This window comes from Streptomyces sp. NPDC000348, from assembly GCF_042898795.1.
Taxonomy (GTDB): domain Bacteria; phylum Actinomycetota; class Actinomycetes; order Streptomycetales; family Streptomycetaceae; genus Streptomyces.
In genome coordinates this window covers 286,431-298,983 of record NZ_JBIAZD010000009.1, presented here as the reverse complement: position 1 = coordinate 298,983, position 12,553 = coordinate 286,431, and the positions used below count along the sequence as shown (strand labels likewise).

11 protein-coding genes and 2 pseudogenes are annotated in these 12,553 nt (G+C 70.7%); 6 read left to right on the top strand and 7 right to left on the bottom strand.

The genetic code is table 11. From position 1 onward, the window contains the following. Positions 1-480 precede the first annotated feature (480 nt). Positions 481-1,278 carry a DUF427 domain-containing protein gene (locus ACFY3N_RS20110; RefSeq protein ID WP_390818030.1) on the top strand — a complete coding sequence of 266 codons (798 nt, stop codon included), beginning with the start codon at positions 481-483 and terminating at the stop codon, positions 1,276-1,278. A 21-nt stretch (positions 1,279-1,299) separates the two neighbouring features. Here ACFY3N_RS20110 and ACFY3N_RS20105 read toward each other — a convergent pair. Beyond that, positions 1,300-1,520 (bottom strand): annotated as a pseudogene (locus tag ACFY3N_RS20105) (RidA family protein); the annotation flags it as partial. Between the two features lie 190 nt (positions 1,521-1,710). On the opposite strand from ACFY3N_RS20105, the gene ACFY3N_RS20100 reads away from it, so the two are divergent. Then, the gene (locus tag ACFY3N_RS20100; protein WP_390818029.1) at positions 1,711-2,094 is read left to right on the top strand and encodes a hypothetical protein; all 384 of its coding nucleotides are present in this window, start codon (positions 1,711-1,713) and stop codon (positions 2,092-2,094) included. Here the strand turns inward: ACFY3N_RS20100 and ACFY3N_RS20095 are convergent. Together ACFY3N_RS20095 and ACFY3N_RS20090 are read right to left on the bottom strand one after the other, a co-directional pair. Further along, positions 2,091-2,840, bottom strand: coding sequence for a 3-keto-5-aminohexanoate cleavage protein (locus tag ACFY3N_RS20095; RefSeq protein ID WP_390818028.1), 750 nt, complete (start codon positions 2,838-2,840; stop codon positions 2,091-2,093). The genes ACFY3N_RS20100 and ACFY3N_RS20095 overlap by 4 nt on opposite strands. A 47-nt stretch (positions 2,841-2,887) precedes the next feature. Further along, positions 2,888-3,019: a hypothetical protein gene (locus tag ACFY3N_RS20090; RefSeq protein ID WP_390818027.1), complete on the bottom strand. Its 132-nt coding sequence runs from the start codon at positions 3,017-3,019 to the stop codon at positions 2,888-2,890. A gap of 622 nt (positions 3,020-3,641) precedes the next feature. On the opposite strand from ACFY3N_RS20090, the gene ACFY3N_RS20085 reads away from it, so the two are divergent. The 3 genes from ACFY3N_RS20085 to ACFY3N_RS20075 all read left to right on the top strand — a co-directional run bounded on the left by ACFY3N_RS20085 (position 3,642) and on the right by ACFY3N_RS20075 (position 7,643). After that, positions 3,642-4,217, top strand: coding sequence for a hypothetical protein (locus ACFY3N_RS20085; protein WP_390818026.1), 576 nt, complete (start codon positions 3,642-3,644; stop codon positions 4,215-4,217). 194 nt (positions 4,218-4,411) lie between these two features. Beyond that, positions 4,412-5,605 carry a serpin family protein gene (locus ACFY3N_RS20080; RefSeq protein WP_390818025.1) on the top strand — a complete coding sequence of 398 codons (1,194 nt, stop codon included), beginning with the start codon at positions 4,412-4,414 and terminating at the stop codon, positions 5,603-5,605. A 694-nt stretch (positions 5,606-6,299) separates the two neighbouring features. Next, positions 6,300-7,643, top strand: coding sequence for a DUF3500 domain-containing protein (locus ACFY3N_RS20075; RefSeq protein WP_390818024.1), 1,344 nt, complete (start codon positions 6,300-6,302; stop codon positions 7,641-7,643). 451 nt (positions 7,644-8,094) lie between these two features. Here the strand turns inward: ACFY3N_RS20075 and ACFY3N_RS20070 are convergent, their stop codons facing one another. The 4 genes from ACFY3N_RS20070 to ACFY3N_RS20055 form a co-directional block, all read right to left on the bottom strand. Next, positions 8,095-9,072 carry a CU044_5270 family protein gene (locus ACFY3N_RS20070; RefSeq protein WP_390818023.1) on the bottom strand — a complete coding sequence of 326 codons (978 nt, stop codon included), beginning with the start codon at positions 9,070-9,072 and terminating at the stop codon, positions 8,095-8,097. Beyond that, positions 9,069-9,665 carry an RNA polymerase sigma factor gene (locus ACFY3N_RS20065; protein ID WP_390818022.1) on the bottom strand — a complete coding sequence of 199 codons (597 nt, stop codon included), beginning with the start codon at positions 9,663-9,665 and terminating at the stop codon, positions 9,069-9,071. Before ACFY3N_RS20065 ends, ACFY3N_RS20070 begins: the two co-directional genes overlap by 4 nt. A gap of 353 nt (positions 9,666-10,018) precedes the next feature. Beyond that, on the bottom strand, positions 10,019-10,141 hold the full coding sequence (locus tag ACFY3N_RS20060; protein WP_390818021.1) for a hypothetical protein: 123 nt from the start codon (positions 10,139-10,141) through the stop codon (positions 10,019-10,021). 455 nt (positions 10,142-10,596) lie between these two features. Beyond that, a complete protein-coding gene (locus ACFY3N_RS20055) occupies positions 10,597-11,277 on the bottom strand; it encodes a TetR/AcrR family transcriptional regulator (RefSeq protein ID WP_390818020.1) in 681 nt (226 codons plus the stop codon). A 101-nt stretch (positions 11,278-11,378) separates the two neighbouring features. Between ACFY3N_RS20055 and ACFY3N_RS20050 the strand changes: the two are divergent. Next, positions 11,379-12,343 (top strand): annotated as a pseudogene (locus ACFY3N_RS20050) (NAD(P)-dependent alcohol dehydrogenase). The last annotated feature ends 210 nt before the right edge of the window (positions 12,344-12,553 follow it).

The following is a 12,553-nucleotide window of genomic DNA, read 5'->3' as shown; positions in this document are numbered from 1 at the left end:
CTCCCGTGTGGCCCTGAGGCCTGGAGGGGACGTGCCTGGAACCGTTCGTCCTCGCGTGCGGGATGCGGCGCCCGGGGACACCGGTGGTATCAGCAGCCGCCGGTGCGCAGGACGACGTCGCCAGCGACCGCCGGCCACGTCCGGGTCCGGTGCCCCACTGCCACAGATTGTCCGGTGTGCCCGCCCTCCCCTACGGGTGGGCACACACCCGGGATCGACCGCCTGGCCGCTGATCCCCTCCCAGACGTTTTGACCGTGGTCACTTCCGGGTGGCGCATGCCTCCGGCGTGCAGGGTCGCCGCTGGGGACGGAGTGTCCGGTGGCCTGCATCTCCTGTGCGGAGTCGGGGCGAAACAGGGGGGAGAGCAAGGACCGCGGAGGAGGGAACGTGACCGACACGGGCGTGGACCGAGGCGCAGTGCTGCCGAGAAGCATGATGTCGAGAGGCTTGATGTCGAATGGACAGGCCGGTGATCACCGATGACGAGATGGACACCCCGGCCCGACGGCGGACGGCCCTCGGGGAAAGCCTGCTCCCACACCTGGACGGCGGACCCACCCCCGCTGGGTGAGACGTGCGCGTCCTGCGCGGCGCACGAACGCACACCGGCCGACCTGCTGCTGTGCCTGACCTGCGGCCACGTGGGCTGCAGCGACAGCTCTCGTGGCGCTCACGCCACGGCCCACTTCGACTCCAGCGCTCACCCGGTGGCACGCACCCTCGCGAGCGACCGGGAATGGGCCTGGTGCTACGAGGACGAGGTATATCTGGACCCGCTGGAAAAGCCCGTGCCGCGTTTCACCCCGCGGACGCCCGAGTCGGTCTGGGACTACCCGCGGCCGCCCGTCATGCGGGAGGACGACCGCGACGTGCGGGTGGAGTGCGCCGGACAAGTGGTGGCCGAGACCCGCAGGGCCGTCAGGGTACTGGAGACCAGCCATCCCCCCGTGTTCTACATCCCTCCGCAGGACGTCCGTACGGAGTTCCTGTTCCCGGCGGTCGCGGGCCGGACCTGGTGCGAATGGAAGGGGTCGGCCCGGTACTGGGACATCATCGTGGGAAACGACGTGCGCGCTCGCGCCGCCTGGAGCTATCCCCGTCCTGAGCCCGGCTACGCACCCCTCGCCGACTTCTTCGCCTTCTACCCAAGCCGCATGGATCGCTGCACGGTCGGCGGAGAGGAGGTCACGGCTCAGAAGGGGGACTTCTACGGCGGCTGGATCACCGCGGAGGTGCGTGGGCCGTTCAAGGGCGCCCCGGGGACCCAACTGTGGTGAGGCGGCGACGGTGGGAGCCGCTCAGCCGAGGTTCGCAGTCGCCTCCACCTCGACCAGGGCGTCGGGCTCGAACAGGGTGGTCGAACCCGATCAGCGAGGAGGGCGGGTGCGGCACCGTCAGCCCGATCTTCTCCACCACCCGCCCCACCCCTGCCACGGACGCGTCGATCTTCTCGGGCGCCCAGTCCATGACGTAGAACGTGGGGCTCAGGGACGTCGTCGAACGACGCACCCGCCTCCGCGGGGGGCCGCTCCCCGGCGTTCATCGGCGCCGGGCGCTCCGGCGAAGGCGTGGGTCCGGAGCGGGTCGAGGTGCAGTTCGTAAGGCCCGGAGCAATCTGCAGCAAGTGTCGCGATTCGGGCTCCGCAAGGACATGCTCGGTTCGCTCCTTCGGTTCCGTTCGGGCCGCAGCGTCCAGTGCTGTTCTCCCAGTGCGGCAGGGGCTGCGGCGCGGCGGCATCGTCGGGGTGCAGAAGGATCCGCCCGGCCGGCAGCCGGTCGATGGCCGCGCGGACGCGTCGCTCGATCTGGTCGCGCTGCTGGTGACCCAGTGCCATGTCATCCGGCCTTTCCGGCTGCCTTGTCGATCTCTTCGAGGATCCGCATGGACCGCTCGTGCTCGGCCCGCAACCGGCTCTTCTCCACTGGGGGATGCGAGGGCCGGCCAGCAGGACGGCGCCGGATCCCGGGCCGGCGGGCACCTGCCCCTGCTCGAACTGCCGATACGCCTCGGCAGTCCGCTTGAGTTTCTGCTTCGCTTCCGCCTTCCTCCATTCGTGGTGGAAGACGGCCCGGGCGCCGCCGGGCCGGCCTAATGGTGGAGTCGGGTATCAGAACTCCCCGATGTCTGCTGGATGATCTCTCGTGCCGCGTGGATGAGGTCGGCGTTGGTCTCGACCGGGGTGCCGTCGGGTAGCTGGAGCACGTCTTCCAAGCCGATCCGTGTGTCCAGCCGACGGGCGGCGGCCAGGCGGAGGATGGGCCAGGCGGTTTCGTCTTCGCCGTGCAGAAGGATCGGTGAGGGCGCGGCCGGGCGGAGTTCGTCCAGCAGGTCGACTGCGGAGTGAACCGCGGTCTGTGGGCCGGTGTCGGTGATCTCGGCCAGGACGCGCAGGACGCGGTGGGACTGCGACCAGTTGAGGAAACGTTGTGCTGAGGAAGTCCCGGAGTAGATGCCCGCTTCGATGCCGATTCCCCGGTCCAGCAGGGCGGTGGCGACTTCGGTGGCGCCGTCCTCGTGCCAGTTCACGGAGGCGTGATCCGGCAGCACCGTCCAGGATCGGACCTGGGCCGCGCGCGCTTCGGGATCCGGTGTGGCCCAGGCGCCGGTGGTGACACCGACAGTGATGCCTGGGACGGCGGCCCGTACGGCTGTGAGGGCCGCGGCGACGGTGGTGGGTTCCAGCGTGTCCCGGCCGTCGCGGTTCTTGGGGTGAAGGTGGATGTCCTGGGCGCCGGCAGCGGCGGCCCGGCGGGCTTCCATTGCCAATTCTCGTGAGGTCACTGGGAGGCGAGCGCATTCGGCACGGCTTCTGGCACCGTTCAGGCAGGCTTGCAGCATGGTGTGATCTTCTCAGGCGGGTCTGACGTGCAAAGACCATCTTGTGCTCACTGCGAGGTGGTGTTGCGGCGGCTGATCCCGGCCGCGTAGGCGGCCCGGTCTCCGGCCGATGCCTTCTGCCACTGGACGGCGACCTTGATGTGGACCCCGAGCATCCGGGCGAGGACCGCGGCGGGCATTTCGGTGGCGCGGGTGAACAGCGCGGTGGGGCGGTCCTGCTTGGGCCGGATCCCGATCTTGTGGAGGCGCTGGTCGATCCGGTCGTCCCCGGGGAAGCGTCCCGGCCGACCTCTGGGAAAAAGCCAGGGGGCATCCTCCGGGGTGCCGATCTTGGCCTTGCCGCGGCGGATCGCGATGAGCTCGCGGACCAGGCCGGCCGGCGGTGCGGGGAGGGCGACCGGCGAGGTCCCACTCGCCTCGGGAGCCCAGCTCGTCGAGGACCAAGCGGTGGAGCTTGGCCCGGGCCCTGGCCCTCGTCCACTCGGTGAACCTGCGGTGGGCCGTCGCGCCGGACGACCCGAACGACGCCGCGGGCAGCTGCTGCCACGTACCGCCGGGCGTGGCCACGACCACGGTCGCGGCCGGCGCCTCCCGGCCACCATGCCGGCGATGGACGCCGCGACAAGATCGTGCCGGTCACGAAGCTGCACCAGCCGATGGGCCTGAGCCTGCCGCCGACACCACTTCACGGACGTGCTGTCCGGGCGGAGCCTGTACCACCTCACTGCCCGCACCAGCAGCTGGTCCGCGACGGCAAGATCACCTGCATCGGCAGCAGCACCTTCGCCGTAGGATGCGGGCATGTACATGCAGGGGCGCAGGCTCAGACTCACAGCGGTGTCGGTGATGGTGGTACTGGCCCTGACCGGCTTCTCGTCGGGGCGTGACCAGGGAGACAGCAGCCGGGACAGCAGCGACGAGGGCGGTTGCAGCAGCTCCAGCCAGGACCACGACGGTTCGACGCCGGGCGGCGGCGACCCGCTCGGCGGTTCGTCCACCGGCTCGCCCAGCGGTGACTCCCACGACTCCGGGACGAGCAACGACAACAGCGACGGCAGTTCACAGCCCACGCCCACGGTGTCCCCCTCCAGCAGTACCGCCCTGCCCCTGGAGGACGGCACCGCCGTGCTCGTGCAGTGCGCAAGCATGGAGGACCCGTACGCGACCGTCGAGATCAGGAATCCGAACGGACGTGACGCCGTCCTGAACGTGAAAGTCGGCTTCGCGGACAAGCACGGCTACACCTTCCTCGAGACCGGCAGTCAGGTATCGGTCCCCGCGAAGGACAAAACGACCTACCGGGTGCCCGCCAAAATGAGATACACCGACAGGATCGCGCAATGTGAGGTCGATCCCGTGGCAACTGCCGTCCGGTGACGTCCAGTCGGGTCCTCCCCTACGCCAGTGGTGTCCGGCCCCGGTGATACATCGGCGAGGGCCCGCCGTGCGCTTCCTCAGCACCCGCCGCCGGGCCTTGAGGTTCTCTCAGTGACCGCGACGTTCAATTCGCTTGCCGGCCGGGCGCGTCCGGTTCCACTCTCACAAGGATCAGGAGCAACGGAAGGGCAGACATGGCCAGTCACGGCACCGTCAAAGCCATCAACGGACTGACCACGCGGTGGGCCGCGGCCCTGCCCCACGACGGCACGGTACTCGCCGCAGCCGGGGTGTGGCCGTTACTCGGCCTTCTCGCCGACGGTGCTGCGGGTCCCGCCCGGCAGGAACTCTCGGATGTGCTCGGCATCCCGGCGGACGGCGCCGCAGCAGCGGCACGAGACCTGCTCTCCACGCTCGGGGCGATGCGTGGCCTGAACACAGCTATGGGACTGTGGACTCGCCACACCCTGCCCGTCGAACCGGCCTGGCTGGACCGGCTGCCCGCCGACGTGCACGGACAGCTCACCGGCGACCCCGTCAACGACCAGTCGTACCTCGACACATGGGCAGCCAAGTGCACTCAAGGACAGATCGACGCGATGCCGGTCGCTGTGAACGACGGGACTCTGCTGGTGCTGGCCAGCGCCCTGACCCTCCGCACCGACTGGATCCGGCCCTTCACTCCGGGCGGAATGGAAGCCGAGGCAGGGCCCTGGCGCGACATGGACCTGGCCGGCCTGCACCGAACCACCAGTCTCCTGAACCGGGTCGGCGTCGCGGACACCGCAGCCGGCCCCCTCACCGAACTTCAGATCATCGGCACCCATGGCATCGACGTCCACCTGTACCTCGGAACACCTGAAGCAACCGCAGGCCAGGTACTGGCTGCCGCCGTGGGCGCCCTCCACAACCGCCGGGCAACGGTCCCCGGCGATCACCTCCCTTACGGCACTCCGGGCCCCGGGCTGTCCGTGACTCGCGTCCCCAGTGTCGACGGCGAACCCGCGCTCCACGTATCCACCGTGCCGTTCACCGTCACAGCCCACCACGATCTGCTCAACCACCCCGACCTGTTCGGCCTGCGCACGGCGACGGACGCCTCGCGAGGCCACTTTCCCGGCATCAGTGCCAAGCCACTCGCCGTCCAGGCCGCCGCACAGTCGATGACGGCGACGTTCGGCGCACGGGGCTTCCGCTCCGCGGCCGTCACCGCCTTCGACATGATGGCCGGTGGCATCCCGCGCCACCCCTTCCGAGCCCGCGAGATCAGCGCCCGCTTCGACCGCCCCTTCGGGTTCCTCGCTCTGCACCGCTCTTCCCGACTCGTCCTCAACGCAGGTTGGGTCACCAACCCCGACGCCTTCGAGGAAGCATCCTGGGACTGGTGAGCGCCCCATGAGACGCAGAGCCGCAGGGAACTCGGCAGGCGGCACGGTCATGGGGCGAACGCCTCCCGTCAGTACCGCCGCCTGCTGCTCGGTGCGCGTCCATCGACTGCGCACTGCCCTGTGTGATCCCGCCGACGGCTTTGCGCAGGGCTCGCTCGTACTCCAGCCGTAGATCATGATCATGTGGAGCAGGCGGCTCGGTGCGTCCGGCACCGGCAGGCACGGATACCAGTGGAGAAGCAGTCGCCGAGCGGGCGTGGTGGCCGAACGGCCGTCAACGCGGAGGAGGGACCGTGGCTCGTTGGAGGAAGAATGCCACCGAACAGCAGCAGTACCACTGTCGCGGCCGCACGGTCCCCGGCAGGGGGCGCCGGGGCGGGGCGGTCCCGGTCGTCTCCGCTCTCATCGCCCGCCGGCTCGTGTCGGCGCCCGGTGACCCTCCTGGCCCGGCGCCGGACGGCCGCCGGAGCCGACCCACCCGCCGGCGACCAGGACTGGCACCTGGTACCTGGCTCGGACCCGCCCGCAGCGAGAAGGAGCCATTGTTCCGACGCCGGACGACGGCATGAGCCGGCGGGCGGTGGCAGCCGAACGGTTCACTCCGATGGGCCCCCGGATGCGGCCTCGCGGTCTCATCCCTGATTCACAGGGAGTCCTTACGGAAAAATAAGGATCATGGGCGAATCTCACGCTCATGAACGCACACCGTCCCCGTACCCCCGCCACCGAGCGCACCCGCCGCTGGTTCATGAACCGGTCGCTGCTGCTCGGCGGCGCCGCCGCCGTGGCGACCATGACCGGCTGCTCCACCGGGTCGTCGGACGCGACCGGCTCCGCGTCCGGTGCCGCTCAGAGCGGGATGCCGTCCGGTGGGCCCGGTGGCGCCGGGGGCATGGGCCCCGGCGCCACCGAGGTGAAGTACGCCGACTTCAAGGGCGTCACCACCGACGGGAAGGTCGTCGACGACCTCTTCTCGATCCACTCCACCGGTGTCTCGACGGATGCCGTGGTGAAGGCCGCGCAGGCGTTCCTGGACGGGCTCAGCGCCAAGGTGCGCCGGGCGTCCGTGTTCGACGTGGACGACGACGAGTGGCTGGCCTGGAGCAACGTCGACGGCTACGAGCGCGAGGGCGCCCGTATGGGCGATCTGACCGAGAAGCAGCGGAACCTCGGTTACGCGCTGCTCGGCGCGGCGCTGTCCGCCGACGGGCTGACCCTGACCCGGAACATCATGAAGCTCAACGCGTTCCTGGGCGACTACAACGGCGGCGGGAGGCAGACGCTGACCGAGGGGCACTACTACTTCACCTTCATGGGCACTCCGTCCACGACCAAGCCCTGGGGCTTCCAGTACGAGGGCCACCACCTGGCCGTCAACTACTTCGTCCTCGGCGACCAGGTCGTCATGTCCCCGACCTTCATGGGCTCGGAGCCGACCTCGGCCACCTACAACGGTGAGAAGATCACCACCTTCAAGCCGGAGACCGAGGCCGGTCTGGCACTGCTGCGGTCCCTGACCTCCGCGCAGCGCGAGAAGGTGATCTCCGCCGACGAGAAGGGCGGCACGAACATGGTGGCCGGCGCCGGCCAGGACAACCTGGAGCTGGCCTACCAGGGCCTCGCCGCCAAGGAGTTCACCTCCGCCCAGCGGCAGAAACTGCTCGACCTGGTCGGCGTCTACGTCGGCTACATGGACGACGGTCACGCCGCCGTGAAGATGAAGGAGGTGGAGGACCACCTCGACGACACGTACTTCTACTGGATCGGCGAGACCGAGGACTCCTCCGCGTTCTACTACCGGGTGCACAGCCCGGTCGTGCTCATCGAGTACGACGCCCAGTCCCCGCTGGCCTACGGCGAGAACGCCCAGATGGGCGGCGGCGGTGGTGCCCCCAGCGGCCAGCCGTCGGGCATGCCCAGCGGGGGGCCGGGCGGTGGCACCCCCACCCAGCAGCACATCCACACCATCATCCGCACGCCCAACGGCGGCGACTACGGAGTGGACCTGCTCAAGCTCCACCTGGAGACCGACCACTGACGCACGGCTCCCGCTGCCTCACGTCCGGCCCGCGCTCTCCGTGGCGTAACCCGCCGGCCCGGACGGTGCGAGTGGACAACGCGCCGGGGAGGGTGCGCCGCCGGTTGACAAGGGGACGGGACCATTCTGTTTCCGTGTCCCCGGCGCCTTCGGGTGGGCTGCACGTATGCGCTCGACCAGGCGGGTGCCCGGGGCCGGTCCTTCCACCGCGATGCGTACGACCGTCCCGTGTGTCAGCGGAGTGGGTACCGCTCCCTCGTCCGAGCGGACGTCCCCGTGCGCGTACCGGACGGGATCACCGTCCAGTGCCTCCGCAGTGGTTCCGATGGCGTCCCGTGCGGGCGTGGAACGCGCGGGACTCCGGGGCCAGGCCGCGGACGCGGCGGCCCGGAGGCCGGTACGACGACGCGGGGGCGCCCGGTGTCACACCCGGGCACCCCCTCGGGGGTGCTCAGGGGCGGGCGCCGGGCTTGCCGACGACGCCCCAGGCGGCGCGGGCGCTGACCATCTCCCCGTCGTCCCGGGTCTCCCCGAGGTAGGCGTAGCTCTCGGGATCGAAGAAGATCTCCTGCTTGCCCTGCCAGCCCGAGGGCGTCCTCTCGGCGTAGGTCACGCTTACGCCGATCGCCGGGCGGCCGAGCGGGTCCTTCACACCGGTCGTCACCCGGGTGCCGGGGATCTTCGCGAGAGCCCGGAACAGGCCCGCCTGGACGTTCGGCGGGATCAGCACCGACCGGTACAGGACGTCGATCTCCCGCCAGTCGCGCTGTGCGCGCGTCTCCCCCTTGACGGAGCCGATGGCGTGCTCCTCACGGATGCGCTTCATCATGCGGTCGGGGTCACTCGGCAAGGTGGCGAGGAAGCGGTAGAACTGCCGCTGGGAGCGGTCGTCGTAACCCTTCTTCTTCCACTCCTCCTCCCGGTTGGGGCCGTACCGGACCTGGAGCTCGTCCGGGTCGAAGTCCGAGACGTCACCGGCCGGGGGGATGCCGGGCAGATTGGCGTGCCCGGTGCCGTCCCAGCGGGTCCACTCCTCGCTGCTCTGCGGTTTGCCCTGGACGAAGACGGTGCTCTTCTCGTACACCCACTGCTTCGGGCCGGGTTCGGTGCCGTCGTGCTTCTCGACGGTCGCGGCGGCCAGTTCGAGGGCGTCAGCGGAGGCGCCCGCCGACAGCACCTGGGGGCCCTGCCTCACGGAGGCGCGGGTACTGTCCTCGGGCAGGATCGCGACGATCCCGGCGGTCACGGCGAGGGCCCCTGCGGTGGCGGCGCCGATCAGGATCATCCGGCGCCTGGGAAGGGCGGCGCGCTCAGGGCGGGTCTCCTGTCGGAACGCCGCGGTGAGCCGGGCCCGCGGCGCGGCGAGCCGATCGGCATCGGGAAGGGGTGCGTCGACGCGCAGGCCACGGAGTTCGGAGAGCTCGTTCATGCGGGGTCGCTTTCGTGTGTGCGAGCTTCGATGAGGAGGCCACTGGCGGCGCCGGCTGCGGTGCGCAGCTTCCGGCGGGCGCGGTTGAGGCGGGAGCGGACGGTGCCGACGGGAATGTCGAGGGCTTCGGCGATCTCCTGGTAGCCGAGGTCGGCCCAGGCGAAGAGCAGCAGGACGTGCCGGTCGCCCGCGGAGAGACGGGCCAGCGCCCCGGCCAGTGGGCGGGCGGCGGCCTCGGCGGCGAGGCGGTCGTCGGCGGAGTCGGTCCAGCTGTCGGCGACCGGATCGTGGCCGGTGCGGGCGAGCAGTTTCAGCGCCCTGACCTCCTCCCGGCGGTGCCGGCCGATCTGCTTGGCGGCGATGCCGTACAACCAGGGCCGGACGCCGGCGCGGGCCGGGTCGAACCGGGCCCGTATCCGGAAGGCCGTCAAGAACGTCTCGGCGGTGACGTCGTCGGCCGCGTCCCGTCCGAGCCGCCGGGCGACGTACTGATGGATCGCCGGGGCGTGACGGTCGAAGAGCGCAGCGAAACGCTCGGGTTCCTCGAGTGAGGCCGCGATGAGCTCGGCGTCGCCGCCGGCCAGGTCGGTCATGGACAGTCCGTCCGTCGGTGGGGTCGGTGGGTGTCAGGATGGTGGGTGGTCACACCCTGTACTTGCCGAGTCGCCGCGAACGGGTTCACGCCGCCGCCTCAGGCGCCGTACGTTTCATGACACCCACCCGATGCCCGATGAAAGAACAACGACGCCCCTCACGGACTGGGTGGTCAGGTACGGCGCAGGGGAGCGGCCGTCCACCTCCGTGACACAGGGGCGGTGGAGGGACTCCGTCCTCATCGGCGAGAAAACGGAGGCTCGACCGCTCGCTGTTGCACGGTGGCCATGGAGCAGTCCGGAGAGGGAGCTGGGCGGTCTGGTGCCCAGTGCGGGCACCGGTGGCCGTTCGGTCAGGGGCGGGCGGGGATGACGTCGAAGAGGAGGGCGAGCGGATCGTCCTCGTGGCCGACGACGAGACAGCCCGTGGCAACTGGTCCCCGGGAGAGGTCCACGAGCCGGGCCAGTACTGTCACCTCGGATGGCACCCCGGCTGGGTCGAAAGCGAGTGCCTTGGCCGCGCGGTCGCGCCGTTCGCCGATGTCGGGCATGTCCTGCGCGCAGAGCGCGACGAGACGCGACGCCGAGCCCGGCGGCCGGCTGTCCGCCTCGGCGTTCCCGCACGCCGCCGTCCGCAGGCGTCGGAGTGGCCTTCCCTGGACCGATGCCTGGAAGCGACCGGCTGTCACCGAAGAACGACGCTCACGCCCCGTTCCTCGAAGATCTCCAGAAGCAGGTCGAACAGCGCAACCTCGCGATCGCCGACGGGCACGCGTTCCGCCAACCGTGTCCTGGTCCCGGCCGAGGACTCCCCGCGCAAGGTGAACGGCATGGTGGCGCCCAGCCGCCTCTCAGACAGTCGTGGTGCAGGGCCTGTTGCGGAAGTGGAGTTGCCGGACGGGATGTGCCCTGCGGCCGATACCGTTTCGTGTCAGGCCCCGGGGGGCCGCTGTCTCCGGGGACTGTCAGCTGCGACCGGGAGGCTGCGCAGTGTCAGCGCAGTAGGCGGGGGCAGCGGCTCGTTGGCCGTGTCGGTGCGGAACGACTGGAGCAGATAGGCCACCAGGCGCCGGGACGCCGCACCGTCATCCGGTAGGGCGGTCACCAGAGCGCAGTGCGCCAACAGGACCACGACGAGGTCGGAAGGGTGAAAGTCGGCCCGCAGAGCGCCCGACGCCTGGGCCCTGCGTACCAGGGTCGTGAAGTCCCGATCGGCCCGTTGCCGGGACTGCGCGTGTTCCGAGGTGCTTTCCGGGAAGGCCGCGAGGAACGCGGCCGGGAATCCGCGTTCCTCGCGTTGCAGAGCGCAGGCCGTCTCGATCAGCTGCTGGAAGCCCTGCCACGGGTCGGGGGCGGCCAGAGCCTCGGTGAGCGCCCGCGTGCAGGTCTCCATCTGCTGCGCGAACGCGCCCCGCACCAGGGCGTCCCGGGTCGGGAAATGCCGGTACAGCGTCGCCACGCCGACCCCGGCCCGACGGGCCACGGTCGCCATCGGGGCGTCGATCCCGTGCTCCGCGAAGACCGCGCGGGCGGCGACGAGGACGCGCTCCCGGTTGCGCCGGGCGTCCGCCCGCACCCCGTCCCGGGCTGTGATCCGAGAGGATTCCGCCATCACTGTCTCTCGCTTCCGGTTCAAACGGACGATTGCGTCCGCTTGAGAGCTTACGGTCGGTGCCAGACCCCTGTACGGCCCCCGGCGGCAAAGGCGGAACGATGGACGACCGCATGATGAAGGCAGTGCTCTACGACCGCTACGGCGGCCCCGATGTGCTCTACGCGGGCCGCGTACCGCGCCCCGAGCCGGCCTCTGGCGAGGTCCTTGTGCAGGTGCGCGCGTTCAGCGTCAACGGTGGCGAACTGGCAGCCCGTGCCGGTCGTCTCCGCCTCCTGAGCGGCCGGAAATTCCCCAAGCGCGTCGGCTTGGACTTCACCGGCGGGGTCGCCGCACTGGGTGCCGGAGTCACACAGTTCGCGGCCGGCGACCGCGTAGGGGGGTCTTGAGCCGCGCCTCCGGGTTCGGCAGCGCCGCCGAGTACGTGACCGTGCCCGCCGAGCGGATCGGCCTGGTCCCCGACGGCCTTGACCTGGTGGACGCCGCCGCGCTGCCGGTGGCCACCACGGCCGTCACCGCCCTGCGGGACAAAGCCGGGCTGCGCCCCGGCGAACGACTCCTCGTCCGGGGCGCGGCGGGCGGTGTCGGCAACACGGCCGTCCAGCTCGGACGGGCGTACGGCGCCGAGGTCACGGCCCTCGCCCGCGCCGCCAACCTCGACTTCGTGCGCGGGCTCGGCGCGCACGAGGCCGTCGACCACCGGAGCGTGCGGCCGGCGGAACTGGGCCGCTTCGACGTGGTCCTGGACACCGTGGGCACCGACCTGCGGACCTTCAGACGCCTGCTGAATCCCGGCGGGCGCATGGTCACCATCGCCTTCGACCTGGAACGGCCCGCGGCGTCGCTCGGCTACCTCGCGGCCAGCACGGTCCACGGGCACGGGCGGGTGCGCTTCTTCAGCGGCAACCCCACGCGGGCGGACTTCGACGACCTCGCCCGCCATGTGGTCGAGGGGAAGCTGAGCCCCGCGGTGGACACGGTCTTCCCCCTGGAGGAGACCGCGGCGGCGCACCGGGCGCTGGAGGCGGGCGGCGTCCAGGGCAAGTACGTGGTCAAGGTCGCGTAGGACCCCTGTGAAGGTGCTGACCACAACCGCTCGTCGACGGCAGCGACGAGGGCGGTCGCGCACCTGGTCGGCCTTGTCCGGGAGGGTGCAGCGGATCCCGCGACGGCGCACGTAGGCGCGGTTTTCACGGAAGGCGGATGCCTTTGTCGGCGCGGACCCGCTGGGGACGGACACGTGGCCGCCTCGGCCCGATGCGGGGCACGTGGATCT